Source organism: Streptomyces sp. SolWspMP-5a-2, assembly GCF_900091845.1.
GTDB classification, from domain to species: domain Bacteria; phylum Actinomycetota; class Actinomycetes; order Streptomycetales; family Streptomycetaceae; genus Streptomyces; species Streptomyces doudnae.
This window is the reverse complement of the sequence record NZ_FMCI01000040.1, coordinates 1-25,137: the sequence shown is the minus strand read 5'-3', so window position 1 is coordinate 25,137 and position 25,137 is coordinate 1. Positions and strand designations below refer to the sequence as shown.

24 protein-coding genes, 2 tRNA genes and 3 pseudogenes are annotated in these 25,137 nt (G+C 71.8%); 13 read left to right on the top strand and 16 right to left on the bottom strand.

The window, feature by feature from the left end; genetic code table 11:
- From GA0115242_RS02735 to GA0115242_RS02725, 3 genes and pseudogenes are all read right to left on the bottom strand, one after another.
- Positions 1 to 208, bottom strand: a pseudogene (locus tag GA0115242_RS02735) (hydrolase); the annotation flags it as partial.
- A 1-nt stretch (position 209) separates the two neighbouring features.
- A complete protein-coding gene (locus GA0115242_RS02730) occupies positions 210 to 1,025 on the bottom strand; it encodes an SOS response-associated peptidase (protein WP_093824083.1) in 816 nt (271 codons plus the stop codon).
- Between the two features lie 305 nt (positions 1,026 to 1,330).
- A pseudogene (locus GA0115242_RS02725) lies at positions 1,331 to 2,203 on the bottom strand (ABC transporter permease); the annotation flags it as partial.
- On the opposite strand from GA0115242_RS02725, the pseudogene GA0115242_RS02720 reads away from it, so the two are divergent.
- Positions 2,200 to 2,886: pseudogene (locus tag GA0115242_RS02720) on the top strand (sensor histidine kinase); the annotation flags it as partial. The pseudogenes GA0115242_RS02725 and GA0115242_RS02720 sit on opposite strands and share 4 nt — an antisense overlap.
- Before the next feature lie 77 nt (positions 2,887 to 2,963).
- Here the strand turns inward: GA0115242_RS02720 and GA0115242_RS02715 are convergent.
- The gene (locus GA0115242_RS02715) at positions 2,964 to 3,932 is read right to left on the bottom strand and encodes an SDR family NAD(P)-dependent oxidoreductase (RefSeq protein ID WP_093824081.1); all 969 of its coding nucleotides are present in this window, start codon (positions 3,930 to 3,932) and stop codon (positions 2,964 to 2,966) included.
- 63 nt (positions 3,933 to 3,995) lie between these two features.
- Between GA0115242_RS02715 and GA0115242_RS02710 the strand changes: the two genes are divergently transcribed.
- On the top strand, positions 3,996 to 4,568 hold the full coding sequence (locus tag GA0115242_RS02710; protein ID WP_093824079.1) for a TetR/AcrR family transcriptional regulator: 573 nt from the start codon (positions 3,996 to 3,998) through the stop codon (positions 4,566 to 4,568).
- 64 nt (positions 4,569 to 4,632) lie between these two features.
- Here the strand turns inward: GA0115242_RS02710 and ppk2 are convergent, their stop codons facing one another.
- The 3 genes from ppk2 to GA0115242_RS02695 all read right to left on the bottom strand — a co-directional run bounded on the left by ppk2 (position 4,633) and on the right by GA0115242_RS02695 (position 6,632).
- The gene (ppk2, locus tag GA0115242_RS02705; RefSeq protein ID WP_093824077.1) at positions 4,633 to 5,586 is read right to left on the bottom strand and encodes a polyphosphate kinase 2; all 954 of its coding nucleotides are present in this window, start codon (positions 5,584 to 5,586) and stop codon (positions 4,633 to 4,635) included.
- A 185-nt stretch (positions 5,587 to 5,771) separates the two neighbouring features.
- Positions 5,772 to 6,125 carry a PRC-barrel domain-containing protein gene (locus GA0115242_RS02700; protein WP_093824075.1) on the bottom strand — a complete coding sequence of 118 codons (354 nt, stop codon included), beginning with the start codon at positions 6,123 to 6,125 and terminating at the stop codon, positions 5,772 to 5,774.
- A gap of 336 nt (positions 6,126 to 6,461) precedes the next feature.
- Positions 6,462 to 6,632 (bottom strand): hydrophobic protein, encoded by a 171-nt coding sequence (locus GA0115242_RS02695; RefSeq protein WP_093824087.1) that lies wholly within the window; start codon positions 6,630 to 6,632, stop codon positions 6,462 to 6,464.
- 295 nt (positions 6,633 to 6,927) lie between these two features.
- On the opposite strand from GA0115242_RS02695, the gene GA0115242_RS02690 reads away from it, so the two are divergent.
- The 4 genes from GA0115242_RS02690 (at position 6,928) to GA0115242_RS02675 (ending at position 10,467) form a co-directional block, all read left to right on the top strand.
- Positions 6,928 to 7,647 (top strand): M50 family metallopeptidase, encoded by a 720-nt coding sequence (locus GA0115242_RS02690; RefSeq protein ID WP_093824073.1) that lies wholly within the window; start codon positions 6,928 to 6,930, stop codon positions 7,645 to 7,647.
- Between the two features lie 73 nt (positions 7,648 to 7,720).
- Positions 7,721 to 9,037, top strand: a complete 1,317-nt coding sequence (gene aroA / locus GA0115242_RS02685; RefSeq protein ID WP_093824071.1) for a 3-phosphoshikimate 1-carboxyvinyltransferase — start codon at positions 7,721 to 7,723, stop codon at positions 9,035 to 9,037.
- 10 nt (positions 9,038 to 9,047) lie between these two features.
- Positions 9,048 to 10,058 carry a ribosome small subunit-dependent GTPase A gene (gene rsgA, locus GA0115242_RS02680; RefSeq protein ID WP_093824069.1) on the top strand — a complete coding sequence of 337 codons (1,011 nt, stop codon included), beginning with the start codon at positions 9,048 to 9,050 and terminating at the stop codon, positions 10,056 to 10,058.
- Positions 10,059 to 10,143: 85 nt separating this feature from the next.
- On the top strand, positions 10,144 to 10,467 hold the full coding sequence (locus tag GA0115242_RS02675) for a DMT family transporter (RefSeq protein ID WP_093824067.1): 324 nt from the start codon (positions 10,144 to 10,146) through the stop codon (positions 10,465 to 10,467).
- A 28-nt stretch (positions 10,468 to 10,495) separates the two neighbouring features.
- Here GA0115242_RS02675 and GA0115242_RS02670 read toward each other — a convergent pair whose 3' ends face one another.
- Complete coding sequence (locus GA0115242_RS02670; RefSeq protein WP_093824065.1) at positions 10,496 to 11,110, bottom strand: TetR/AcrR family transcriptional regulator; 615 nt, start codon at positions 11,108 to 11,110, stop codon at positions 10,496 to 10,498.
- Between the two features lie 172 nt (positions 11,111 to 11,282).
- Between GA0115242_RS02670 and hisN the strand changes: the two genes are divergently transcribed.
- The 6 genes from hisN (at position 11,283) to GA0115242_RS02640 (ending at position 16,130) form a co-directional block, all read left to right on the top strand.
- On the top strand, positions 11,283 to 12,083 hold the full coding sequence (hisN, locus tag GA0115242_RS02665; RefSeq protein ID WP_093824063.1) for a histidinol-phosphatase: 801 nt from the start codon (positions 11,283 to 11,285) through the stop codon (positions 12,081 to 12,083).
- Positions 12,084 to 12,230: 147 nt separating this feature from the next.
- Positions 12,231 to 12,620: a CBS domain-containing protein gene (locus GA0115242_RS02660; protein WP_093824061.1), complete on the top strand. Its 390-nt coding sequence runs from the start codon at positions 12,231 to 12,233 to the stop codon at positions 12,618 to 12,620.
- 105 nt (positions 12,621 to 12,725) lie between these two features.
- Positions 12,726 to 13,142, top strand: a complete 417-nt coding sequence (locus tag GA0115242_RS02655) for a Fur family transcriptional regulator (RefSeq protein ID WP_093824059.1) — start codon at positions 12,726 to 12,728, stop codon at positions 13,140 to 13,142.
- A gap of 221 nt (positions 13,143 to 13,363) precedes the next feature.
- Positions 13,364 to 14,131 (top strand): ABC transporter ATP-binding protein, encoded by a 768-nt coding sequence (locus GA0115242_RS02650; protein WP_093824057.1) that lies wholly within the window; start codon positions 13,364 to 13,366, stop codon positions 14,129 to 14,131.
- Positions 14,128 to 14,991, top strand: coding sequence for an ABC transporter permease (locus tag GA0115242_RS02645; protein ID WP_093824055.1), 864 nt, complete (start codon positions 14,128 to 14,130; stop codon positions 14,989 to 14,991). The genes GA0115242_RS02650 and GA0115242_RS02645 overlap by 4 nt, the downstream gene beginning before the upstream one ends.
- Positions 14,988 to 16,130 (top strand): ABC transporter substrate-binding protein, encoded by a 1,143-nt coding sequence (locus GA0115242_RS02640; protein WP_093824052.1) that lies wholly within the window; start codon positions 14,988 to 14,990, stop codon positions 16,128 to 16,130. The genes GA0115242_RS02645 and GA0115242_RS02640 overlap by 4 nt, the downstream gene beginning before the upstream one ends.
- Positions 16,131 to 16,184: 54 nt before the next feature.
- Here the strand turns inward: GA0115242_RS02640 and GA0115242_RS02635 are convergent.
- From GA0115242_RS02635 to GA0115242_RS02615, 5 genes are all read right to left on the bottom strand, one after another.
- A tRNA-Met gene (locus tag GA0115242_RS02635) sits at positions 16,185 to 16,258 on the bottom strand.
- Between the two features lie 358 nt (positions 16,259 to 16,616).
- A complete protein-coding gene (locus GA0115242_RS02630; RefSeq protein WP_093824050.1) occupies positions 16,617 to 16,934 on the bottom strand; it encodes an antibiotic biosynthesis monooxygenase family protein in 318 nt (105 codons plus the stop codon).
- A gap of 61 nt (positions 16,935 to 16,995) precedes the next feature.
- Positions 16,996 to 18,858, bottom strand: a complete 1,863-nt coding sequence (locus GA0115242_RS02625) for a tetratricopeptide repeat protein (RefSeq protein WP_093824048.1) — start codon at positions 18,856 to 18,858, stop codon at positions 16,996 to 16,998.
- A gap of 206 nt (positions 18,859 to 19,064) precedes the next feature.
- Positions 19,065 to 19,138, bottom strand: a tRNA-Met gene (locus tag GA0115242_RS02620).
- 123 nt (positions 19,139 to 19,261) lie between these two features.
- The gene (locus tag GA0115242_RS02615) at positions 19,262 to 22,204 is read right to left on the bottom strand and encodes a UPF0182 family membrane protein (protein ID WP_093824046.1); all 2,943 of its coding nucleotides are present in this window, start codon (positions 22,202 to 22,204) and stop codon (positions 19,262 to 19,264) included.
- Positions 22,205 to 22,367: 163 nt separating this feature from the next.
- Between GA0115242_RS02615 and GA0115242_RS02610 the strand changes: the two genes are divergently transcribed.
- Complete coding sequence (locus tag GA0115242_RS02610; protein WP_093824044.1) at positions 22,368 to 22,913, top strand: PPA1309 family protein; 546 nt, start codon at positions 22,368 to 22,370, stop codon at positions 22,911 to 22,913.
- Positions 22,914 to 22,922: 9 nt separating this feature from the next.
- On the opposite strand, the gene GA0115242_RS02605 is transcribed toward GA0115242_RS02610, so the two are convergent.
- From GA0115242_RS02605 to GA0115242_RS02595, 3 genes are all read right to left on the bottom strand, one after another.
- Positions 22,923 to 24,011, bottom strand: a complete 1,089-nt coding sequence (locus GA0115242_RS02605) for a YlbL family protein (RefSeq protein ID WP_176729727.1) — start codon at positions 24,009 to 24,011, stop codon at positions 22,923 to 22,925.
- A 51-nt stretch (positions 24,012 to 24,062) separates the two neighbouring features.
- Positions 24,063 to 24,227, bottom strand: coding sequence for a hypothetical protein (locus tag GA0115242_RS40535; protein WP_176729726.1), 165 nt, complete (start codon positions 24,225 to 24,227; stop codon positions 24,063 to 24,065).
- 266 nt (positions 24,228 to 24,493) lie between these two features.
- Complete coding sequence (locus GA0115242_RS02595) at positions 24,494 to 24,952, bottom strand: molybdenum cofactor biosynthesis protein MoaE (RefSeq protein ID WP_093824040.1); 459 nt, start codon at positions 24,950 to 24,952, stop codon at positions 24,494 to 24,496.
- Positions 24,953 to 25,137 lie beyond the last annotated feature (185 nt).

Genomic DNA, 25,137 nt, shown 5'->3' with positions numbered 1-25,137 from the left:
CCTTCTTCCCCGCCACCCGCCAGGGCTGCTCGACGAGGGCGACGCTCACGCCGTGCCCCGGCAGGACGGCGGCGAGGGCCCGCAGGTCACGGGCGTCGACGCCGCCGCCCGCGCCGTGGCCGAGGGCGAGCAGCAGCCGGGGCGCGGTCGCCGGGTGCCAGGTGATCCGGGCGTCGCCCGCGCCGGTCGTCACGATCTCTGTGGTCACGTCAGAAGAGTGTGCCCTCTTCGGGGCCCTCCAGCTCCTTCAGCAGCTCCGGGCCGTTGTTGCGGACGTTGCTGACGGCGGTCGGCACCGGGTAGGCGCGCATCAGTCCGGTGGGCGGCGGGGCGAGGAGGTGGCGCAGCCCGTCGGGGTCGGTGCGGGCGGGGTCGAGCCAGTCGTCCCAGCGGTCCGGGGTGAGCATGAGGGGCATCCGGGGGTGGATGTCGGCGAGGGCGCGCGGTCCGTCGGCGGGGGCGGCGGCGAGCGGCGCGGTCTCGGCCTCGGTGGTGATCACGGAGCAGGTGGCCCACCAGGCGGCGGGGTGGTCGTCGGGCAGGGTGCGGTCGCGCCAGAACTCGTAGAGCCCGGCCATCGCGAAGACCGAGCCGTCGGCGGGGAGCACGAAGTAGGGCTGCTTGCGCGGGCGCTTTTTGCGGCCCTCGACCTCCAGGTCGCGCTCCTGCTGCCCGGTGACCCACTCGTAGTAGCCGTCGGCCGGGACGATGCAGCGGCGGGCAGCGAAGGCACGGCGGTAGGACGGCTTCTCGTGGACGGTCTCGGCCCGCGCGTTGATCATCCGGGCGGCGCCCTCGGGGGTCTTCGCCCAGGACGGGACCAGGCCCCACCGCAGCGTGCGCAGCTGGCGGACCGGCCGCGGGTCGGCCGCGTCCTTCAGGGGACGGTCGAGGACCACGTAGACCTCTTTGGTGGGGGCCACGTTGTAGTCGGGCGCGAGGGTCTCCTCGGCGTCCCACTTCTCGACCCCGAAGGTCCCCGCGAGATCCTCGGGCCCACGACTGGCCGCATACCGTCCGCACATCTGGAGAACCCCTTCGACCTGCGAAAACATCGATTCAGTCAGCACCGAGTCGGCACGGTGCCGGCCGGCGTCACCTCCGTCACCCGACCGCCCGGCCGGTGGCGTCCGGCGCAGGGTGCCGTACGTGTCCGCCGTCTCCTCGATACTCCCGCGCCCCGGCCACCGGGCCGGCAGCTCAGCATTCCTCGACCTGTTCGACATCGGCCGGTGACGTGCGGGCCGACGACCCGTGGGAGGAGCGCTGCCTCATGGTATGCGGGGCGTGGTCGCTCCTCGCCGTCCGGCGATCCCGTCACCGTGGGGGCCTAGGTGGCCAGTGCCTCGGTCGGGGTGAGGCGGGCGGCGCGGAGGGCCGGGTAGAGACCGGCCAGCGCGCCGACCAGGATCGCGCCGCCGGGGCCCGCGGCCACCGAGGTGAGGGGGATGACCGGCGGCCAGTCCTGGTGTGCGGCGTAGGCCATGGTGGCGAGGGAGCCGAGGACGGTACCGGCCAGGCCGCCGAGGACCGACAGCAGGACCGACTCGGTGAGGAACTGCGCGCGTATCTGCCCGCGATGGGCGCCCAGCGCTCTGCGCAGGCCGATCTCCCTGCGTCGTTCGAGGACGGAGACGACCATGGTGTTGGCCACGCCGACCCCGCCGACGAGGAGAGCGACGCCCGCGAGTCCCAGGAAGAGCGCGGAGAAGGTGCTCGCGGCCGCCCTCTTGGCGGTCAGGGCGTCCGACGGACGGCTGACCTGGACCACACCGGGCAGTTCGGGGTTGACGGTGGCCGGCAGCACCTCGCGCACGGCCTCGATCCGCGACTCCCTCGCCTTGAGGTAGAGCACCGTGGGATGCCCGTCGAACGCCAGCAGGCGCCGTGCGGTGTCCCAGCCGACCAGGACGGACCGATCGATCTCCGGGTTCAGCGGGGTCTTGTGGAGAACGCCGACCACGGTGAACCAGTGGTGGCCGATGAAGATCTGCGGGGCGGGCGCGCCGGGGGTGACGTCCGGGACGCCGAGCCGGGAGGCGGCGACCGCGCCCAGGACCGCGAGGGGGAACCTCTCCGCGCCCGCTCCGAGGAACCGGCCCGAGCCGACCTCGGCGTTGATCGCCCCGAGCAGGTCGGGCTTTCCGGCGAGGACGGTCAGCCCGGTGTAGTCGCTGATGCCGAGGCGGTCGTTGCGGAAGACCTCGGGCGCAGCGCACGGCGATGGTCGGTGACATCGCCCATGAGCTGCGCACACCGCTCACCACGATCCGCGGTTGGCTCGAAGCGGCACAGGACGGCCTGGCCGACTCCGACGAGGCGTTCGTCGCCTCGCTGCTCGACGAGGCCCTGCTGCTCCAGCACATCGTCGACGACCTCCAGCACCTGGCCCAGGCGGACGCGGGCCGCTTCCGTCTGCACCCCGAACCGCTGTGCCTGCGGGAGCTCCTCGCGAGCGTCGCCGCCGCGCATCGCGGCCGGGCCGACGCGGCGGGCGTCACCCTCGTCAGCCACCTCGACGAAGCTCCCGCCGTCGACGCGGACCCCGTGCGCCTGCGCCAGGCGCTCGGGAACCTGCTGACCAACGCCGTGCGGCACACACCGGCCGGGGGGACCGTGACCCTGCGCTGCCGTCCGGCCGGGGACCGGGCCGTGATCGAGGTCGCCGACACCGGTACCGGCATCGCCGCGGCCGACCTGCCCCAGGTCTTCGACCGTTTCTGGCGCGCCGACAAGTCACGCGCCCGTGAGACCGGCGGCAGCGGTCTCGGCCTGGCGATAGTCCGCCAGCTCACCGAGGCGCACGGCGGCGCGGTCACGGTGACCAGCGTCCCGAACGCCGGAACCGTCTTCACCCTGCGCCTGCCGTTGCCGCCTCGCCCCTGATCCCGACGGGCACCCTGCCCGATCGGCGGACCGGGGCCGCCGCGGCGCCGAGCACTGCCGGTGGCACCCCCGCGCGGTCAGGTGCGGATCTGGTCGGCCGAGACGGTCCAGAGGCGCTCGGCGAGGGCGGGATCGAGCGCCCATTCCTTGACGCCGTGCGGGTGTTGCGCGAGGTCGGCGTCGTTCGGCACGGTGCGGGCCTCCTGGGCGTCGTCGAGGTAGTGGCCTCCCGAACGGGCGAACTCGGGGGCGACGGCCGCGACGATGCTGGTGGCGGCCCCCTGCCCGAGCGTCTTGTAGGTGAAGACTCCAGCGGCCTCGGCAGCGGCGAGCGACGCCTTCTGTGCCGGTGTGAAGTTCCGCTGCAGCCCTGTCGCGATGCCGCCGGGGTTCACCGCGTTGGCGACGATGCCGTCGGAGGCCCAGCGGCGGGTCGCCTCGACGGCGAAGAGCGAGTTCGCCGTCTTCGACCGGGCGTAGGCGATCTGCGGGTCGTAGCCGCGACGTTCGAAGTGGAGGTCGTCGAAGTCGACGCCGGAACGCATGTGCGCCGTCGAACTGACCGAGACGATCCGTGCTCCGTCCCGGTCGGCCGCTCCCAGAGCCAGGGCGTCGTGCAGGCCGGTGGCCAGGGCGAAGTGGCCGAGGTGGTTCGTCGCGAACTGCAACTCCCAGCCCTCACGCGTTCGTTCGAGGCCGCCGGTGACCACGCCCGCGTTGTTGATCAGCAGGTGCAGGGGGCCGTGCCAGGCGTCGGTGAACCGGGTGACGGAGGTCCTGTCGGCGAGGTCGAGCCGGACGACTCGGGGACGGATCCCTCCGGTCGACCTCGCGATCGTCCCGGCGACGGTGTCACCCGCGGTCGTGTTCCGGACGGCCAGTGTCACGTCCGCCCCGGCAGCGGCCAGCGCGCGAGCCGTCTCGGTCCCGAGGCCGGAGGAGGCTCCCGTCACGATCGCGCGGACGCCGGCGAGGTCGATGCCCCGCAGCACCTCGTCCGCGGTGCTGGAGGCGGTGAAGGGCGTGGTGATGAGTGCGTGAGCCATGACATCGACTATACGAACTGGACTTGTTTTGTATAGTTCGTTTGACGCTCGTACGCTCGTCGCATGAGCAGTCCCGATACCGGACACGCGCCGTCGACCGGCGCCGACGCCGATCGCCGCACCTCGGTCCTGGACTCCGCGATGATCACCTTCGCGCGGTTCGGGTACCGGAAGACGTCGATGGAGGAAGTGGCACGGGCGGCGGACATCTCCCGGCCCGGCCTCTACTTCCTCTTCTCCTCGAAGGAGGCCCTGTTCCGCGCCGCGGTCACCCAGGCCCTGGAGCGCGACATCGCAGCGGCCGAACACGCCCTGGCCGGGACCGGCCGCCCCCTCCCGGAGCGCCTCGTCGACGCGTTCGACCACTGGGCAGGCCGCTACGTCGGCCCGCTGGCGCGCGATGTCGCGGGGGTCATCGAGGACAACCCCGGCCTCCTCGGCGAGATCGTCGAGACCATGCCGCGCCGTTTCGAGCAATTGATCACGGACGCGATCGCCGGCGAGTCGGGGCACGACGCGGCACCCCTGGTCGCGCAGACGGTGATCAGCACCTCGATCGGCCTCAAGCACCAGACCGCGTCACGGGAGTTCTACCTCGCCCGGCTGAAGGTCGCCGTCGGTCTCCTGCTGCGCTAGCGAGCGGCGGGGCGGGAGGCCGGGCCGCGCCGCCGCGGAGTCGTTCGACGCACCGCGGGCGTCCTCACTGTCCGGGGTGGTTGCCGGGACCGGTGTGGGTGCTGGCCAGGGGGGTCGGAGAGAGGGCGGTGGGTTCCTCGCCGGGTTCGAGGAGGGTCTCGGCGGAGCCGACGATGAGGGGGTCGGGGCGTCCGACGGCATCCGCGTCCTTCTCGTCGTAGTCGACGCGCGCGAGGAGGCTGCGCATCGCTTCGATCCGGCCGCGCCGCTTGTCGTTGTTCTTGACCACGGTCCAGTGGGCGTCGGCCGTGTCGGTGGCCCGCAACATGGTGACCTTGGCAGCGGTGTAGGCGTCCCACAGATCGAGCGAGGCGACGTCGGTGGGAGACAGCTTCCAGCGGCGCACGGGGTCGACCTGACGAATCGCGAACCGGGTGCGCTGCTCGGAGCGGGAGACGGAGAACCAGAACTTGACGAGGATGATGCCGTCCTCGACGAGCATCTGCTCGAAGAGGGGGCACTGGCGAAGGAACAGTTCGTGCTCCCGGTCGCTGCAGAAACCCATCACCTTCTCCACGCCGGCCCGGTTGTACCAGGACCGGTCGAAGAACGCGATCTCACCGCGGGCGGGCAGATGCGGGACGTAGCGCTGGAAGTACCACTGGCCCGCCTCCCGCTCGGACGGCTTGTCCAGGGCGACGATCTTCACGGTCCGCGGATTGAGCCGCTCGGCGAACCGCTGGATCGTCCCGCCCTTGCCCGCCGCGTCACGGCCCTCGAAGAGCACGACCAGCCGCGCGCCGGTCTCCTGGGTCCACCGCTGCAGCTTGAGCAGTTCGATCTGCAGCACCCGCTTGGTCCTGTCGTACTCGGCGCGGCGCAGCTTGTGCGCGTAGGGATGGTTCTCCCGCCAGGTCCGCATCGGCCGACCGGTGGCGCTGAGCAGGACCGGACGCTCAGGCTGGCTCTCGTCGACCAGGAGCCCACGCAGCAGCTCCTGTTCCGTCTCTTCATCCATGATCCGGGGGTACCCACCTGACCTTTGCCCACGCTTTACTGCATCTGACGCCCGCGGTGGACAACCGCCCCCAGGGGCGCCGATTCCGGCGGGGCGGGCGTCCGCAGACGCAGGGCGCGGGAGGACACGCACGGGGGCGGACAGAGGATCCTCTGTCCGCCCCCGTGCGTGGGCCACGCCGAGCGTCAGATGCGGCGGTGGGACTGGTAGTAGCTCCCGATCTGCTCGTGGTAGCCGGCGTCACCCACGTGCTTGTCCTTGTCGAACTCGGGGGAGTCCTTGATCTGCTCCTTGGTGAGATCGACGTAGATCTTCTTCTCGGCCTGGTCGACCGTCTTGACGGTGCCGGCCGGCAGCAGCACGTGCTTGCCGAAGATCCACACACCGGTGTCGACGACGATGTAGGAAGAGTCGACGTCGTCCGAGTGCTTGTCGACCTTGCCGATGCTTCCATCGGTGGCCTCGACCTTGAACCCGGTCAGGTCGGTGCCCGCGGCGTGGCCGGTCGTCGGCTGGTAGCCCCAGATGCTGTCGCTCATGAAACGGCTCCCTCATCGAAATGCGTTGCTTGTTTTCCGGCAGAGAAATTGTGGCCGCCACGTCGTACCGAAAAGCGAGTGGCGCTTCCTCGGGGAGCCGGGTGCCCCTGGCGCACCGACTCACACACCTTTTTTTCCAGGCGATCGAGAACGGCCAGAGGCGTCGTGTGGAGGGCCATGGTTCCTGGCGTCACGGCCACCCCTGGCCGTCCCACCCGGCTACCCCGTATCGGGAGAACAATTCCCTTCTCCGGATACGGGGTACGGCACGAGAAACGGGTGGGGCCCGACGCGGTCGCGTCGGGCCCCACCCGTCAGAAAGAGCTGGTCAACCTGCTACCAGCGGTACCAGCGGCCCCGCTTGCCGCCGCTCCCGGCGGGGCGGATCACGAAGCCGAGGACCCACACGATCAGCACGATGACGGCAATCCACCACAGTGCCTTCAGTGCGAAACCGGCACCGAAAAGGATCAGGGCGAGCAGAAGAACAAGAAGAACAGGAACCATGATTATCAACCTCCGATCACACATGTGCCCCGCGCGGCGATCTCCACTCCACCTTTTCCCCACAGATCCTCCGGGTCCGGATCTCGGGCGTGGACAGCCTGTTCGAGGCCACCCGAAAATGAACCTTTAATCCGAGGGGACAAGGTGTGCAGGAGCCCCGGATCGATCCGGAGCCCCGACGCCCTGCCTGCGTTCGCTGCCAGGAACGATCTCTGTTGCGCCGGCGTCTCAGATACCGCCCGCACAGACGTGCCACACTGCCAGACTCACCGACACCACCGGGAGCCCTCGCCGCATGGACAGCACCGCATCCTCGCTCTCCTCCCTCTGGGACGAGGTGGTCGGCACCCAGCCTGACCCGGACATGTGGGTGGTGATCGCGACGCTGGCCGCGGCGCTCGCCGTGACCGTGCCGCTCGGGCCGTGGCGAATAGCCCGCAACGCCATCACCATCGCCCACGAGGGCGGTCACGGGCTGGTCGCGCTCGTCACCGGGCGGCAACTGACCGGTATCCGGCTCCACTCGGACACCAGCGGGCTGACGGTCAGCCGGGGCAAGCCGCACGGGGTCGGCATGATCCTCACCGCGGCGGCCGGTTACACCGCTCCCCCGCTGCTGGGCCTCGGCGGGGCCGCCCTGCTCGGCACCGGGCGGATCACGCTGCTGCTCTGGCTGGCGACGGTGCTGCTGCTGGCGATGCTGGTGATGATCCGCAACGCCTACGGCGCGCTGACCGTCGTCCTCACCGGCAGCGCCTTCCTGCTGGTGTCGTGGCTGGCCGGACCGCAGGTACAGGCCGCGTTCGCGTACGCGGTGGTGTGGTTCCTGCTGGTGGGCGGGGTGCGTCCGGCGTTCGAGCTGCAGGCCAAGCGCCGCAGGGGCGGCGCGGGTGACTCGGACGCGGACCAGTTGTCGCGGCTGACGCACGTCCCGGCCGGGCTGTGGCTGTTCCTGTTCCACGCGGTGAGCCTCTGCTCGCTGATCGGCGGCGGCAGGTGGCTGCTGCGGTTGTGACCAGCGGCGCCGGGGCCGTGGGCGGCCGGTACGAGAGGGCACGGGAGCGACGGGCTGCTTATAAGGTGGAGCCATGGCCCCGAACCCCGCAGACACCGCCCTCTGGCCCGCCCCGCACGCGAGCGGAGCCGTCGACGCGACGGTCCTCGTGCCGGGGTCGAAGTCGGTCACCAACCGTGCCCTGGTGCTGGCCTCGCTGGCCTCCGAGCCCGGCTGGCTGCGCCGCCCGCTGCGCTCCCGGGACACCCTGCTGATGGCGGGCGCGCTGCGCGCGATGGGCATCGGGATCGAGGAGGGCGTCGGCCCGGACGGCTCGGGCGAGTTCTGGCGGGTGCTGCCCACCGGTCTGCACGGCCCCGCCACCGTGGACGTCGGCAACGCGGGCACGGTCATGCGGTTCCTGCCGCCGGTCGCGGCGCTGGCCGACGGCCCGGTCCGCTTCGACGGCGACCCGCGCTCCTACGTGCGTCCGCTGCACGGGGTGATCGACGCGCTGCGCGTCCTGGGCGCCCGGATCGACGACGACGGCCGGGGCGCGCTGCCCCTGACCGTGCACGGCGGAGGCGCCCTGGACGGCGGTCCGGTCTCCATCGACGCGTCGTCCTCGTCCCAGTTCGTGTCGGCGCTGCTGCTCTCCGCCCCGCGCTTCAACCAGGGCGTCGAGGTCCGGCACACCGGTTCCACGCTGCCGTCGCTGCCGCACATCCTGATGACGGTCGACATGCTGCGCGCGGTCGGCGCCCAGGTGGACACCCCGGAGTCGGGCGGCGAGCCGAACGTGTGGCGGGTGACGCCGGGCGCGCTGCTCGGCCGGGACCTGACGATCGAGCCCGACCTGTCGAACGCCCAGCCGTTCCTGGCGGCGGCCCTGGTGACCGGCGGCAAGGTGGTGGTGCCGGCCTGGCCCGAGCGGACCACCCAGCCGGGTGACCGGCTGCGGGAGATCTTCACCGAGATGGGCGGCTCCTGCGAACTCACCGAGTACGGGCTGGAGTTCACCGGTTCGGGGGCGATCCACGGGATCGACGTGGACCTCGGCGAGGTCGGTGAGCTGACCCCGGGCATCGCGGCGGTCGCGGCCCTCGCCGACTCGCCGTCGACCCTGCGCGGGGTGGCGCACCTGCGGCTGCACGAGACGGACCGGCTGGCCGCGCTCACCAAGGAGATCAACGAGCTGGGCGGTGACGTCACGGAGACCGCCGACGGCCTGCACATCCGGCCGCGTCCGCTGCACGGCGGGGTCTTCCACACCTACGAGGACCACCGGATGGCGACCGCCGGTGCGATCATCGGCCTGGCGGTCGAGGGGGTCGTGATCGAGAACGTCGCGACGACCGCCAAGACCCTGCCGGACTTCCCGGAGCTGTGGACCGGGATGCTCGGGATCTAGGACGTCCGCCATGCGCCGCTACGGCAAGCACACCGACGAGGACGACATCCGCAGCCGCCCCAACCGCAAGGGCAACCGTCCCCGTACGCACATCCGCCCCAAGCACGAGGACGCCGTCGAGGGCATGGTCCTCACCGTGGACCGGGGGCGCCTGACCTGCCTGGTCGAGGACCGGGTGGTGATGGCCATGAAGGCCCGCGAACTCGGCCGGAAGGCGGCGGTGGTCGGGGACACCGTGGCCATCGTCGGCGACCTGACCGGCGACAAGGACACCCTCGCGCGGATCGTGCGCATCGAGGAGCGCTCGTCGGTGCTGCGCCGCACGGCCGACGACGACGACCCCTTCGAGCGGGTGGTGGTCGCCAACGCCGACCAGCTCGCGATCGTCACCGCCCTCGCCGACCCCGAGCCCCGCCCGCGCCTGATCGACCGCTGCCTGGTCGCCGCGTTCGACGGCGGTCTCACCCCGCTCCTGGTGCTGACGAAGGCGGACCTGGCCGCGCCGGACGGGCTCCTCGCGCTCTACGGCGACCTGGACATCCCCTACGTCGTCACCAGCCGCGAGGAGCTGGAGAGCGGCGGCGCCGCCGACCGCGTCCGCGAGCATCTGCACGGCCGGATCACGGCGTTCGTCGGCCACTCGGGGGTGGGCAAGACGACCCTGGTCAACGCGCTGGTGCCGCTGGACCGCCGGCGGTCGACGGGCCACGTCAACGCGGTGACCGGCCGCGGCAGGCACACCACCACGTCGGCGCTCGCGCTGCCCCTGGACGACGGCGACGGCTGGGTGGTGGACACCCCGGGCGTGCGGTCCTTCGGGCTCGCGCACATCGATCCGTCCCGGGTCATCAACGCCTTCCCCGACCTGGTGCCCGGCACCGAGAACTGCCCGCGCGCGTGCAGCCACGACGAGCAGGACTGCGCGCTGGACGCGTGGGTGGCCGAGGGCCACGCCGACCCGGCCCGGCTCTACTCGCTGCGCAGGCTGCTGGCCACCCGGGACCGCAAGGAAGGCGACTGACGGCGGTGTTGTCCGGGTTGTTCGGCTCGGCGCGGGAGCGGCACGTGCATAATCACACCGAACCGGACGTACGGGAGGACAGCACATGGCGTGGCTGCTGGTCATCGTGGCCGGGATTCTCGAGACCGGGTTCGCCGTCTGCCTGAAGCTCTCGCACGGATTCACCCGGCTCTGGCCCACGGTCGCGTTCTGCGTCTTCGCCCTGGGCAGCTTCGGCCTGCTGACGCTCTCCCTGAAGAAGCTGGACGTCGGCCCGGCCTACGCGGTGTGGACCGGCATCGGCGCCGCGGGCACCGCGATCTACGGCATGGTGTTCCTCGGCGACCTGGTCTCGGTCCTGAAGCTCGTCTCGATCAGCCTCGTCATCGTCGGGGTGATCGGCCTGCAGATCTCGGGCTCGGCGCACTGACCAGGCGGCCGCCCCGCGCACGCCCCGCTCACACCCCCTGCCGGTGCAGCGTCCCGCGCACCAGCTCCGCCACTCCCCCGTCCCCGCCGCCCGGCGGCGCCGCGACGCAGGAGAGCGCGAGGCGCACGACCAGCTCGCAGGAGCGGGCCAGTTCACCGGTGTCCGCGCGGGGCGTGCCGGGCCCCGTCAGCACCGCCACGGCCCGGTCGCGGACGATCGCCACCAGGTCGCCGGGCGAGGGCAGCGGCCCGTCCGCCCGCCGCTGCGCCGGTACGGCGGAGGACGACGGCACCGCGGAGAGCGTCGGCGACGGCAGCCGCTCGCTCCAGCAGCCGGTGAGCATCGCGCGGACCAGGTCGTTCTCGCGGGCGCTCGCGGCGGTCCACTCGGCGGTCGCGGCCAGCCGTTCGCGGGCGTCGGTGTGGGTGGCGAGCGCCTGTTCGACGCCCGCGAGGTAGCCGTCCGCCTCCCGCCTGACGAGGGCCCGCGCGAGCCCCTCCTTGCTGCCGAACTCGTTGTAGAGGGTCTGCCGGGACACACCGGCCGAGGCGGCGACGTCCACCATCCGCACGGTGGCCCAGGGCCGCCGGGCCAGCGCCGCGCAGGCCGCGTCGAGCAGGGACTCCCGCGCTCCGGGCATCATCGCCTCCCAGGGGGAACGGACTGCGCCCAGATTTGACGGGCGCGGGGGCACTGTCAAGACTTCGGCACCGCACAGGGGGTCGACCTTCGGCCAACCGCGCGCCCGCCGTCGCGACAGGCCACGGGACGGCACCTGGTGGCCCCGCTCTCCCTCGGCCGGATAGCGTTCCCCCATGCCGGACTATCTCGACGACCTTCGTCTCGCCCACGTCCTCGCGGACGCCGCCGACGCCGCCACCATGGACCGTTTCAAGGCCCTCGACCTCAAGGTCGAGACGAAACCGGACATGACCCCGGTCACCGAGGCGGACAAGGCGGCCGAGGAGATCGTCCGCGGCCACCTCCAGCGGGCCCGCCCCCGTGACGCGATCCTCGGCGAGGAGTTCGGGGTCGAGGGCACCGGACCGCGCCGCTGGGTGATCGACCCGATCGACGGCACCAAGAACTACGTGCGGGGCGTCCCGGTGTGGGCCACCCTCATCTCGCTGATGGAGGCGGCCGAGGGCGGCTTCCAGCCCGTCGTCGGCCTGGTCTCCGCGCCCGCCCTCGGCCGCCGCTGGTGGGCCGCCAAGGACCACGGCGCGTTCACCGGCCGCAGCCTGACCTCCGCGAGCCGGCTGCGGGTCTCCAGCGTCGGCAAGCTCCCGGACGCCTCCTTCGCCTACTCGTCGCTGACCGGCTGGGAGGAGCAGGGCCGCCTGGGCGGCTTCCTCGACCTGACCCGCGAGGTCTGGCGCACGCGCGCGTACGGCGACTTCTGGCCGTACATGCTGGTCGCCGAGGGCGCCGTCGACATCTGCGCCGAACCGGAGCTGTCACTCTGGGACATGGCCGCCCCCGCGATCATCGTCACCGAGTCCGGGGGCACGTTCACCGGCCTCGACGGCCGCCCGGGACCGCACAGCGGCAACGCCGCCGCGTCCAACGGGCTGCTCCACGACGACCTGCTGGGCTATCTCAACGAACGATCCTGATCATCACAAATGAGCGCGTGCGCCCTCAGTTGGCGCCACGCGCGCCCTTGTTGACCCCCGCCGTGCCTGCCACGCTGAAGCCGACCCCCACTTGTGAACTTGTGAACCCCGACCTGTGCGGCGGTTCCTAGGAGGTGGCTCCAGACCATGTACGTCCGCGACGCCATGAGCACGGTGGTCCTCACCATCGGCCCCGCCCACACACTCCGGCAGGCGGCGAGCCTGATGTCCGCGCGCCGGGTGGGCGCCGCACTCGTCCTCGACCCCGACGCCGAGGGCATGGGGATCCTCACCGAACGGGACGTCCTGAACTCCGTCGGCCTCGGCCAGGACCCGGACGCGGAACACGCCCACGCCCACACCACCAACAACGTCGTCTTCGCCGCCCCGACCTGGACGCTGGAGCAGGCGGCGCGCACCATGGCGCACGGCGGCTTCCGCCACCTGGTGGTCCTGGAGGGCGGCGAGCCCGCCGGGATCGTCTCGGTCCGCGACATCATCCGCTGCTGGGCCCCGACGAGGGAGATGGCCTTCTAGAGCACCCAGGACCACCGCGGAGGACCTTGGATCACGTCCAAGTTCGTAGCAGCTCTAATTCCAAACCTATTCGGAACCTGGTCAGCTTCTGTTATGGTGGGCGGTATGAGCGACCTTCTGGAACGGCTGCGCGGACGCGGATGGCGCATGACCGCGCAGCGGCGCGTCGTGGCCGAGGTACTCGACGGTGAGCACGTCCATCTGACGGCCGACGAGGTGCACGCGCGCGCCGTCGCCAAGCTCCCCGAGATCTCCCGGGCGACGGTCTACAACACGCTGGGCGAGCTGGTCTCGCTCGGCGAGGTGCTGGAGGTCAGCACCGACCGCCGCGCCAAGCGCTACGACCCGAACGCCCACCAGCCGCACCACCACCTGGTCTGCGCGCGCTGCGGCGCCATCAAGGACGTCCACCCGATGGGCAACCCGATGGCGGACCTCCCGGACTCGGAGCGCTTCGGCTTCACCGTCTCGGACGTCGAGGTGACGTACCGGGGCATCTGCCCGAACTGCACCGCGGCGTAACCCTTCCTTCCCGGAACCCCGGCAACCCCACGAGGGCGGCCGGGGTTTCGTGCTGCGCGCGGCCTTCCTGAATCTGACGGTCCGTCATATCGTCGTGGCCACCCGCCCCCGGCCGTCCGCGCCGACGCCCCTCCCGTGGCCGGCGCCGCCGCCCGTCCCCCGCTGCCCGTCCCGCCGTCCGCACCGCCGTCCGCACCCTCCGCACTCCGCGAGGAGACCCCGTGGGAGAGCCGCACCCCAAACTCCAGGCCACCGGGCTGACCCGGACCTTCGGCCGCGCCCCGCACGCCGTCGACGCCCTCGGACCTCTCGAACTCGCCGTCGCACCGGGCGAGTTCGTGTGTGTCGTGGGGCCGTCCGGGTGCGGGAAGTCCACCCTGCTGCGGATCGCCGCGGGGCTGCTGCGGCCCAGTACGGGCACCCTGAGCATCCGCGCCACCAGCCCCCGTCCGGCCGCCATGATCTTCCAGGACTACGGCATCTACGACTGGAAGACCGTCCGCGCCAACGTCCGCTTCGGCCTGGACGTGCAGCGGGTCCCGCGCCGGGAGGCCGACGCCCGCGCGGACGCGTGGCTGGCGCGGACGGGCCTGAGCGCGTTCGCGGACGCCTACCCGTCGACGCTCTCCGGCGGCATGCGGCAGCGGGTGGCGATCGCCCGCGCCCTCGCGGTGGAGCCCGAACTCCTGCTGATGGACGAGCCGTTCGCGGCCCTGGACGCCCAACTGCGCACGATCCTCCAGGAGGAGCTGCTCGACCTCGTCCAGGCGACCCGCACCACCACCCTCTTCGTCACGCACAGCCTGGAGGAGGCGCTGCTCCTCGGCGACCGGGTGCTGGTGATGTCGGCGCGGCCGGGCCGGATCATCGCCGAGCACCACCCGCCCTTCCCGCGCCCGCGCACCGCGGCCGTCCGCGACGCCCCCGAGTTCACCGCGCTGAAGGGCGCGCTCCGTGAACTGCTGCGCAAGGAGGCGGTCACGGCATGAGCGCGCCGCCGACGGAGCGGGCGGAGACGGTCCTGGTCCGCCGCCCCGGCCCGGAGGAACTCCACCCTGCGCGGGCCCACCGCCGCCGCAGGGTCGTGGAGCTGTCGCTGGCCGCCGCGGTGCCGCTGGCGCTGGTCCTGCTGTGGCAACTGGCCGCCGCGCGGGGCTGGATCGACGACCGCGTCTACCCGGCGCCGTCCACGATCGCGGCCGACGGCTGGCACCGGGCCGTCGCCGGGCAGCTCTGGCCCGACGTGGCCGCGACGCTCGGCCGGGTGCTGTCCGGCTACGTGATCGGCACCGCGGCGGGGTACGCGCTGGGCCTGCTGATGGGATCGTCCGCGCTGGTCAGGGCCGCCCTCGAACCCCTTCTCGACGCCCTGTACGTGGTGCCGAAGCTGGCGCTGCTGCCGGTCTTCCTGAACATGTTCGGGCTGGGCGAGGGGCCGCAGGTGGCGCTGGTGGCGGCGACCGTCTTCTTCTTCGTGTGGATCTCCACGATGTCGGCGGTGCTGGCCGTCCCGTCCGGGCACCGGGACGCGGGCCGGGTCTTCGGCGCCTCGCGCTGGCAGATGTTCCGCCACGTCCTGCTGCCCGCGTCGCTGCCCGCGGTGCTGGTGGGGGCGCGGATCGCGGCCGGGGTGGCGGTCCTGGTGATCGTCGCCGCGGAGCAGATCGCCGCCTCCGACGGCCTGGGGCACCTGATCTTCGACGCGCGGGCGCTGTTCGAGAACGACGTGATGTTCGTGGGGATCGTCTGCGTGGCCCTGCTCGGCGTCGCCTTCTCCGAACTGGTCCGGCTCCTCGGCCGGTTGCTCACGCCGTGGTCACCGAGGGACGACGAGAGGACCAGGACATGAGGGGCCGCCCCCGGATCACCCCGCTGGCGGCGATCGCCGTGGCGCTCCTCACCGCGGCGGCCTGCGCCACCCCGCGCGACGACCCGGGAGCCTCCGGCGCGTCCGGGCGGACGGTCGTCCCGGTGCGGGGCTGCGCGGAGGCGTCCTGGACCGACCCGGCCGACCGCTCGCCCGACCGCACCCCGGCCCGCTGCTCCCCCGGCACCCCCGCACCGCACCGCCTCACGGCCGCCCGGAAGCTGACGATCGCCACCGGGACCCTCGCCGCCGAGTACGTCGCACCCCTCGAAGTGGCCCTGGACAAGGGCGAGTTCGCGAAGGAGGGGCTGGACGTGACGCTGAAGGTGCTGCCGACCCCGGACGCGCTGCCGCTGCTGGCCGAGGGGGACGTGGACGCGCTCTGGGCGGCCCCGGAGGCGGCGGTCATGAACGGGATCAGGGGCGGCTTCGACATCCGCTGGGTGGCGGGCAACTTCTCCCCCGACCCGGCCTCCCGCAGCGGACTGTGGGTGCGGCTGCGGTCGGGCGAGAGCGCGGCGCGGGTGCGGCTGGCGGGGCGCTCGCTGGGCACGATGATCGGCAAGGGGTCGGTGATCGCCTACCCGATGGAGAGGGCGCTCCAGGACCACGGGGGCGGCCTGGACCGCATCCGGTACCGGCAGTTGGGCTCCGCGGACGTCCTCACCGCGCTGCGCAACGGCGGCGTCGACTCGGCGTGGCTCCTCGACCCGGTCTGGCGCACCGTGGACGGTGATCCGTCCTACGCGTTCCTCGGCGGCCAGCCCGCGGGCGAGCCGCTCGGCGGCCTGCTGTACGGCCGGTCGCTGCTGCGGGACGACGCGGACGCGGGGGTCGCCCTGGTGCGGGCGTACCTGCGGACCGTGAACACGTACTTCGCGGGCGCCTACAAGGCGGACCCGTCGTTCGTGACGTACCTCTCGCACCTGACGAAGATCGACGAGCGGACGCTCAGGGCGACGCCGTCCCTGCGGATGGACTGGGAGATCAGGGCGGGCACGACCGGGCGTCTCCAGGCGGCCTACGCGGCACAGGGCGCCACGGGCCGCGCCGACCCGCTGCCGGAGTCGAGGACGGTGGACCGCGGGTACTACGAGGAGGCGGTGGGGCACGGCCGGTGAAACACCGAGGGCCGGAACCCGGATGTGATCCGTGTTCCGGCCCTCGGCCTTCAGTAGCGGGGACAGGATTTGAACCTGCGACCTCTGGGTTATGAGCCCAGCGAGCTACCGAGCTGCTCCACCCCGCGTCGATGAACTGAACGTTACGTGATGGATGAGGCGAGAAGCAAATCGCCCTCTCCGCCCCGAACCCCGGCCCCGGACGACCACGAATCCGACCCGGGCCGCGACCACGACTCCGACCACGACTCCGCCAGGAGCCAGTGCCCGTTGCCGGGACCGCGCACCGAGGGCCGGACGACGGCGACGTCACGGTCGGGGGCGGGGTTTACCCGGCCCGGGGGCGGAGCCGCGAGTCAGCGAAACGGCGCGAGTTAGCGAAGCGGGGCCATGACCCGCCCCGCCCGGGACCGGACCCCACACCCCTCACTCCGACCGGGACCGGCCCCACACCTCACCCCGGCTGCCTCACAGCCGCCGCGCGCCTCACGCCTGCTTGGGTGCCGCCTGCTGGACGACCTCGAAGGACCAGACCGAGGAACCGGCGGCCGCGGGCTTCGGGCGGTCGGCGCCGCCCTGGTGGGCCGACTTCATCGGGCCCTCCATCCACGCCTGGAACGACTCCTCGTCCCGCCACCGCGTGTACACCAGGTAGTCGTCGGTGCCCTCGACGGGCCGCAGCAGCTCGAACCACTCGAACCCGTCCGAGTTCTCGACGGCTCCGGCGCGGGACGCGAAGCGCTTCTCCAGGGTCTCCCGCTGCTCGGCGGGAACGGTCAGCACGTTGATCTTGACTACGCTCATGCGCCCATCCTGCCGGACGCGCGGGCGGCCCCGGCGGGCGCCCCGGCGGACGGCGGCGGCGTCACGCCGAGAGTTCCTCCCGCAGCGCGTCCCGCAGCCGTCCCGCCCGCTCCCCCACCTCGGCCGGGCCGAGCGCGACGGCGCGCGAGGCCCACCGCTGTCCCTCGGCCAGCTCTCCGCGCCGCGCGTAGACGAGCGCGAGCCGCAGCGCCGCCCGCCCGTGCCCCGCGTCGGCGGCCCGGGTCCACCACACGGCGGCCTCGGGCTCGCTGCCCTCGCGGGCCAGCAGCAGCCCCAGGTTGAACGCGCCGTTGCGCGACCCGGCCTCGGCGGCCTCCCGGTACCAGCGGGCGGCCTCGACGACGTCCCCGCGCGCGGCGGCCATCATCCCGACCCGCACCTGGGAGCGCCGGTGGCCCTGCGTCGCGGCCCGCTCGTACCACTCCTCGCACTCGGTCTTGGCGTGGACGACCTCGCCCAGTTCGTGCGCCGACTCGGGCGGGCGCCGCGCGTCGAGGACGGTGGCCAGCCGGTACGCGGCCTCCGCGTTGCCGCCCCCCGCGGCGCAGCGCAGATACCGCTCGGCGTCCGCGTCGTCACCGGCCCGCAGCCGCGCGATGCCGACCTGGAGCGCCGCCTCGGTGTGCCCGGCGACGGCGGCCCGCTCGTACCAGCGCAGCGCGGACCCCTCCTCGCCGCGTCCGGCGAAGAGGATGCCGAGGTTGAAGGCCGCGTCGACGCTGCCGGCCTCGGCCGCCTTGGAGAACCACGGCTCGGCGCCCGTCGCGTCGCCGTGCTGGAGCAGCAGGATGGCCAGCGCGTTGGCGGCCTCCCGGTGTCCGGCGTAGGCGGCGCGCCGGTACCACTGCTCGGCCTGCGCGGTGCGCCCCTGCTCGGCGCAGAGGAGGCCGAGGTTGTAGGCGCCGTTGTCGTCGCCCGCGTCCATGGCGGCCCGGTACCAGCGTTCGGCGGTCTGGGCCTGGCCGCGCTCGGCGTGCAGCGCGCCGAGGGCGTTGGCGGCGTTGCCGTCGCCCTCCTGGGCGGCCCGCAGCCACCAGACGGCAGCGCTCTCGGAGTCGCCCGCGTCGCGCAGCAGGAAGCCGAGGGCGCAGGCGGCGCGCGCGTCGCCGTGCCGGGCGGAGGTCAGGTACCAGCGTCCGGCCTCCTTGAGTTCGCCGCGCTTCTCCAGGATGGCGCCGAGGTGCAGCGCGGCCCGCTGGTGCCCGCGGGCGGCGGCCTGCCGGTACCACTGCTCGGCCTCGTCGGCGGGGCGGGGGGCGCCGGCGGTGCCGCTGCCGCCCGTGCCGGTGGCACGGCCGCCCCGGGTGGGGAACTCCCGCCCGAGGGGTCCTTCGGGCGCGGATCTGCGGTCGAGGGAGCGGGCGAGCCGGTAGGCGGCCTCCCGGTGGCCGCGTTCGGCGGCGGCGCGCAGCCATCCCTCGGCGCCCGCGTCCCCGCGGTGTTCCAGCAGGTCGGCGAGGGCGTAGGCGCCCAGCGCGTGGCCCTGTTCGGCGGACTGGCGCAGCCAGTACTCCGCCGCGGGCTCGTCGCCGCGTTCGCGGTGGTGGCGGCCGAGGGCGTGGGCGGCCGCGGCCGATCCGGCGACGGCCGCGATCCGCCACCATCCCGCGGCCTCTTCGGGGTATCCGCGTTGGTGGAGGAGGACTCCCAGGTTGTTGGCGGCGGCCCGGTCACCGGCCGCGGTGGCTGCCCGCAGCTGGGGCTCGGCTCCGTCGAGGTCTCCGCGGCGCAGCAGCATGGCGCCGAGGACGCTCATCGCCTCGACGTCGCCGGCCTCCGCGGCGAGTCGCTGACGAAGCTCCTCGGCGGCCTCCTCCGCGGCTTCCACGGCGTCACCCCGCCCGGAGGGCTGCACAAATCGCCCGCTCTCGAACAGAGTTGCCTTGTCCCCCATAACGTCCATCGTCGCACCACCTGCAACCCGGGTACACCTGGTATACCGCAGCCAGTAGGGTCACTACAGCGTTTTGTCGACATGCCCACAGAACGACAAGTCAAACACGTCTCCGCCAACTCCCCACGTCGGCGCGGCCGTCTCCCCGTCCCGGCACATGCGTTCGCACATGTCGAAGGCCCGGATCCTTTAAGGATCCGGGCCTTCGATTTCAGTAGCGGGGACAGGATTTGAACCTGCGACCTCTGGGTTATGAGCCCAGCGAGCTACCGAGCTGCTCCACCCCGCGCCGTTGTGTCTCAACCGTACCACGGTGTGCGGGGAGTTGATCACCGGCCCGGTGCCGGGCATCGTCCGGGCCATCGGTCACGGGCCCGGACGTGTGCGTCCGGGCCCGTGACCGACCCGTGGATCAGGCGGTGTTCGGACTCTTGCCCGTGCTCGGCGAGGCGCTGGGGCTCGGGCTCGCCCCGCTCCCGCCGGCCGGCTTCTTCTTGTCGGCGGCGGCCTGCGCGTCCTCGGCCCGCTGGAGCGCGTCCTCAAGGTCCTTCTGGGCCTTGCCGTACGCCTCCCAGTCGTTCTTCTTCAGGGCCTCCTGGCCCGCGTCGAACGCCTTCTGGGCGTCCTGCAACGCGCCCTGCACCGTCGGGTTGTCGGACGTCGGCGGCGGGTTGGTGGTGGTGTCGTCGTCCGGTGGCGAGGTGCTCGTGTCCTGGGCTCCGAAGACCTTGTCGAGCGCCTGGTCCAGGGTGTCCTCGAAGGCGGTGTTGCCTCCGTAGGTCACCAACACCTTTCTCAGCAGCGGGTACTTGAGCCCGCCACCGCGCACGTAGACCGGTTCGACGTAGAGCAGTCCGCCGTCCAGCGGGACGGTGAGCAGGTTGCCGTACTCGATGTCGGAGTCGCCGCCCTTGAGCAGCTTGATCGATTCGGCGATGTCCTGTTCGGAGTTGAACTGACTCTGCACCTGCTTGGGCCCGTTGACCGTCGTGCTGGTCGGCAGTTTCAGGATTCTGATCTTGCCGTAGTCGCTGGTGCCCGCCTCGGCGTCGACCGACATGAACGCGCTCAGGTTGTCACGGCCGTTGGGCGTGAACGTCGTCGTGAGCGAGAACGCCTGCGCCTTCTGGTCCGGCATCTTCATGCTCAGGTAGTACGGCGGCACCGCGTTGCCCGACTTGTTGGTCGGGTCGTCCGGGACCTGCCACACCTCGCTGCCGGACAGGAACGTCTGCGCGTCCTTGACGTGGTAGCGGGTGAGCAGTTCGCGCTGCACCTTGAACAGGTCCTGCGGGTAGCGCAGATGGGCCATCAGGTCGGCAGAGATGGCGCTCTTGGACTTCACCGTGCCGGGGAAGGCCTTCATCCACGTCTTGAGGACGGGGTCCTTGGTGTCCCACTGGTAGAGCTTGACCTCGCCGGTGTAGGCGTCGATGGTCGCCTTCACCGAGTTGCGGATGTAGTTGACCTGGTTCTGCTGGGCCACCACCGCGCGGGAGTTGTTCGTCGCGGTCAGCGAGTCGGCCGTGGTGTCGCCGAGGGTGGTCCGCGAGGCGTACGGGTACCCGTTGGTCGTCGTGTAGGCGTCCACGATCCACTGGATCTTGTTGCCGACGACGGCCGGGTAGGCGTCCCCGTCGATGGTCAGCCAGGGGGCGACCGCCTCGACGCGCTCCTTGGGGGTGCGGTTGTAGAGGATCCGCGAACCGTCGCCGATGGCGCCCGAGTACAGGATCTGCGGCTCGCTGAACGCCAGCGCGTACGCGGCCCGGTTGACCGTGCTGGAGAGGCTGACGCCGCTCTTGCCCTGGTAGCTGGTGGTCTTCTCACCGCTGTCGTCGGAGTAGTCGATCTCCTTCTGGGGACCGCCGACGATCGAGTACGTGGTGGTCTTCTCGCCGTAGTAGACCCGCTGCTGGTAGTCGCCCAGGTCGCCCTTGGACGGCAGGTCGGACTCGGTGAAGACGGGACGGCCCTCGGCGTCCGCCGTGGTGCCCTTGGCGGCGACCACGCCGTAGCCGTGGGTGTAGCGGAAGTGGTCGTTGATCCAGTTGTTCTTCGGGATGCCGTTCAGGTTCAGCTCGCGCAGACCGATGACGGTGTCCTGGTCCTTGCCGTCCTTGCTGTACCGGTCCACGTCCAGGTTGGTCGGGAACGCGTAGTAGTTCCTGATCTGCTGGAGCTGCTGGAACGTCGGCGAGACGATGTTCGGGTCCAGGATGCGGATGCTCGCCGTGGAGTCCACGTCGTCGCGCAGCTTGGTCTTGTCCTTGGTGCTGCCGGTGCCCGAGTACTCGGTAACCTGGGCGTCGTCGATGCCGTAGGCCTCGCGCGTCGCCGTCAGGTTCTTGTTGACGTACGGGGCTTCCTTGGCCTGCTCGTTCGGCTGGACCTGGAACTTCTGGACGATCGCGGGGTAGAGGCCGCCGATCAGGATCGCCGAGAGCACCATCAGGCCGAAGCCGATGACCGGGAGCTGCCAGGTGCGCCGCCACAGGGTGGCGAAGAACAGCACCGCGCAGATGACGGCGATACAGAACAGGATCGTCTTGGCCGGGAGGTAGGCGTTGGCGTCGACGTAGCGCAGGCCCGTCCAGTTGTCCGTCGCCCTGAAGTCACTGGACTTCACCGCGAGCCCGTACCGGTCGAGCCAGTACGCGACGGCCTTGAGGGCGACGAAGATGCCGAGCAGCACCGAGAGGTGCCCGGTGGCGGCGGCGGTGGCACGCGCGCCCGGGGACGTCACCCGCAGCCCGCCGTACAGGTAGTGGGTGAGCGCGGCGGCGATCAGCGAGAGGATCGCGGCGGCGAACCCGAAGCCCAGCAGGAACCGGTACCAGGGCAGGTCGAACGCGTAGAAGGACACGTCCAGGCTGAACTGCGGGTCCTTCTGCCCGAAGGGCACGCCGTTGACCCACATCAGCCAGGTGCGCCACTGACCGGCGGCCGACGCGCCCGCGATCAGGCCCACCAGCGCGGTGATCCCCAGGAGCAGCCACTTCTTGTAGGGCGCGACGCCCATCCGGTAGCGGTCCAGGCTCTGCTGCTCCATGGACATGGCGCTCAGCGGGGGGCGCAGCCGGTGCGCCAGCCACACGTTGAACCCGACCGCGACGGCCATCAGCAGGCCGAAGACGAAGAAGAGGCCGATCTTGGTCCAGAGCGTGGTGGTGAACACCGAGGAGTAGTTCACCGACCGGTACCAGAGCCAGTCCGTCCAGAAGCCCGCGAACATGGTGAACGCCATGCCCAGCACGGCGAGCACGCCCAGGGTCATGAGCAGGGTCCGGGCCCGCCGGGACGGCCGGCCGACTCTGATCCGTGGCCCCGTCGGGCCTCCGCCGCGGTCCGGCATCTGGAAAGCCAAGATGGCACCTCGTGGTTCGCTGTCGATCCGTCAGGCCCGCGTTTTCGAGGACCTCCCGTGGCCCCCCGTCATCGTGGGCCCACACCTATGCAACTTACTCACCGCTTACTCGGTTCCCGATTCCGGGCGGGAACGAGGCAGGATTGTGACCATGTCCAACACTCCCATGGCGGCGAACCCGCTCACCCGGGCGGTACTCGAGATCGACGAGTACGCCTCCGGCCTCGGCTGGGACCAGCCCGCCCGCCTCTTCGCCCTCGTCGACACCGCGCGGCTGCGGGTCCAGGAACCCGGCCTCGCGGCCCAGCTCGGTCTGGCCGACGAGGAGCAGGCGGCCGCCGCGCTCACCCCGATCGAGCAGGACGAGATCCCGGCGGGCAAGCCGCTCGACGAGTTCCTCGGCACCATCGCCTGGCCCGACGCGGTCGTCGGCTGCGCGCTCACGGTGGAGCGGCTGATGCTCCCGCCGTCCGCCGAGGCGCAGGTCCCCGAGGGTCTGAACGAGGCGAAGCTGGCGAAGTGGGTGGCCGCGCACCCGGAGCGGCAGGAGGTCAGGATGACGGTCGCGGTGCTGCGCGACGGCAGCCGGGACTCGGCGGTGCGGCTGCGCGAGAAGGACACCCCGACCGAGGTGCTGACCGGCGCGGACCTGGTGCCGGGTCTGGCCCAGGCCCTGTCGGCGACGTTCGAGGAGTAGCCGCGCGGGCTACGAGCACTTCGGCAGGGCGGAGGTGTCCCCGGAGCGGATGTCCTTGAGGGCGCCGAGGGCGTCGCCGATGGTCTTCACCTTCACCAGGGTGAGTCCGCCGGGCGTGTCCTCGGCCGCCGCGGCGCAGTTGTCGGCGGGCGTCAGGAAGTAGCGGGCGCCCTTGTCGCGCGCGCCGACCGTCTTCATCTCGATGCCGCCGATCGGCCCGACCTTGCCGTCGTCGTCGATGGTGCCGGTACCGGCCACGAAGGCGCCGCCGGTGAGACTGCCGGGGGTGAGCTTGTCGTAGATGCCGAGCGCGAACATCAGCCCCGCGCTCGGTCCGCCGACGTCCGCGAGCTTGATGTCGATGGTGAACGGGAACGTGTGGTCGGTCCCGGCGGAGATCCCGACGATGGCCCGCTCGGCGCCGCCGTCGTCGGAGGCGGCCGTCCTGACCGTGATCCGCTCGGTCTTGGCCGTCTTGCGCTGTTCCTTCTCGGCGTCGGCCTGCTCCTTGGCGGGCACGATCGTGAAGACGACGTCCTCGCCCGGCTTGTGCCGGGTGACCAGCTTGGCGACGTCGGCGGGCTCCTTGACGGTCGTCCCGTCGACGTCCTTGATCACGTCACCGGCGTGCAGCTTGCCCTCGGCGGGCGAGCCCTTCACCACGGTGGAGACGATCACCCAGGACTGCACCGGCACGCCCAGCTCCTTGAGGGCGGCGACCTTCGCGCTCTCCTGGGACTGGCTGAACTCCTCGGCGTTCTCCTGGGTGGACTGCTCCTCGGTCTTGCCGTCCGGGTAGAGGGTGTCGTGCGGCACGACCTTGTTGTCGTGGGCGAGCCAGCCGTACACCGCCTCGACCAGGTTCATGCGGTAGTCGGCGCTGGTGACCCGCACGGTCGTCATGTTCAGGTGCCCGCTGGTCGGATACGTCTTGTGCCCGGAGATCTGGAGCACCGGCTCACCGTCGTGGTCCCCGAGGGTGTTCACCGTCGGCCCCGGTGACATCTCCGAGTACGGCACGGGGGTGAGCACACCCGCGCACAGGAGCGCGATCAGCATCAGGGTGGAGGCGAGCATCGTCGCGGTGCGGCGTGGCATGCGACGACAGTACGGGACGGAGCTGTCGGCGCACCGTCAGCCCCATGTCCCTCAGCCGCCGGTGCGGGACTTCTCCATGGCGGCGCGGAAACGGGCGTACCCGTCGAGTTCGGGGCCGTCGCTGCGGGCCCTGCGGGTCCGGTTGGCCCAGCTCCCCCACAGGCTGGCGCCGACCGCGGCGACCAGCGGAATCAACAACCATGCGAGTGCCGCCATGCCGACCTCCCGACCCCGGACGAACGCGGACATATCTCCACGGACAGCTCCACGTGAACAACGAGCGTGAGCAACGTGTGTGTACAGACGTGTGCGGACAGACGAGCGTGGACAGATGCGTGCGGATCGTCACCGACAACTGAGTGATCAGCAGATTAACCATCCGCACTGACAACGCTCCGGCCCGGGGTGCGGTTACGCAACCGGAAGGGGGAACCTCGGCGACCCGGCCGACGGGCGGCCGTCGCCCCGGCCGGGCGGGCACCTCACTGGCTGCCGACCCACTCCTCCGTGCCGTCGGAGAACGTCTGGTGCTTCCAGATGGGGACCTCGCGCTTGAGGTCGTCGATCAGCTTCCGGCACGCCTCGAACGCCTCGCCCCGGTGCGGGCAGGAGACGGCGACGACCACCGCGAGGTCCCCGACGACGAGATCGCCGACCCGGTGCACGGCGGCCAGGGCGCGCACGGGGTAGTCGGCGACGACCTTCTCGGCTATCCGCCGCATCTCGGTCTCGGCGGCGGGGTGGCTGGAGTAGCCGAGCCGCTCCACACCGGCGCCGCCGTCGTGGTTGCGCACGGTCCCCACGAAGAGCGCGGTCCCGCCGGCCGCCGCGTCCCCGACGGCCCGGAAGACCTCGTCCACGGAGAGCGGGGTCTCGCGGACGGCGATCAGCTTGACGGGGTCGTCCGCGGCCTGCTCGCCGGGGTGGTCGGTGGATGCCATGGCTCCATCGTGCCTCACGGGTCCGACACCCCGGAATACGAGGTTCGCCCGGCACGCGCGCGTGCGCCCTTGGAGCCTCCTACAGGGGGGCGGGCCCCGGTCCGCGCGAGGGCGGTCCGGGGAGCGGGGGCGCGCTCGGCGGCCACGAACCGGCCGGGGGCGGGCGCGCTCGACGTCCTCGCGGA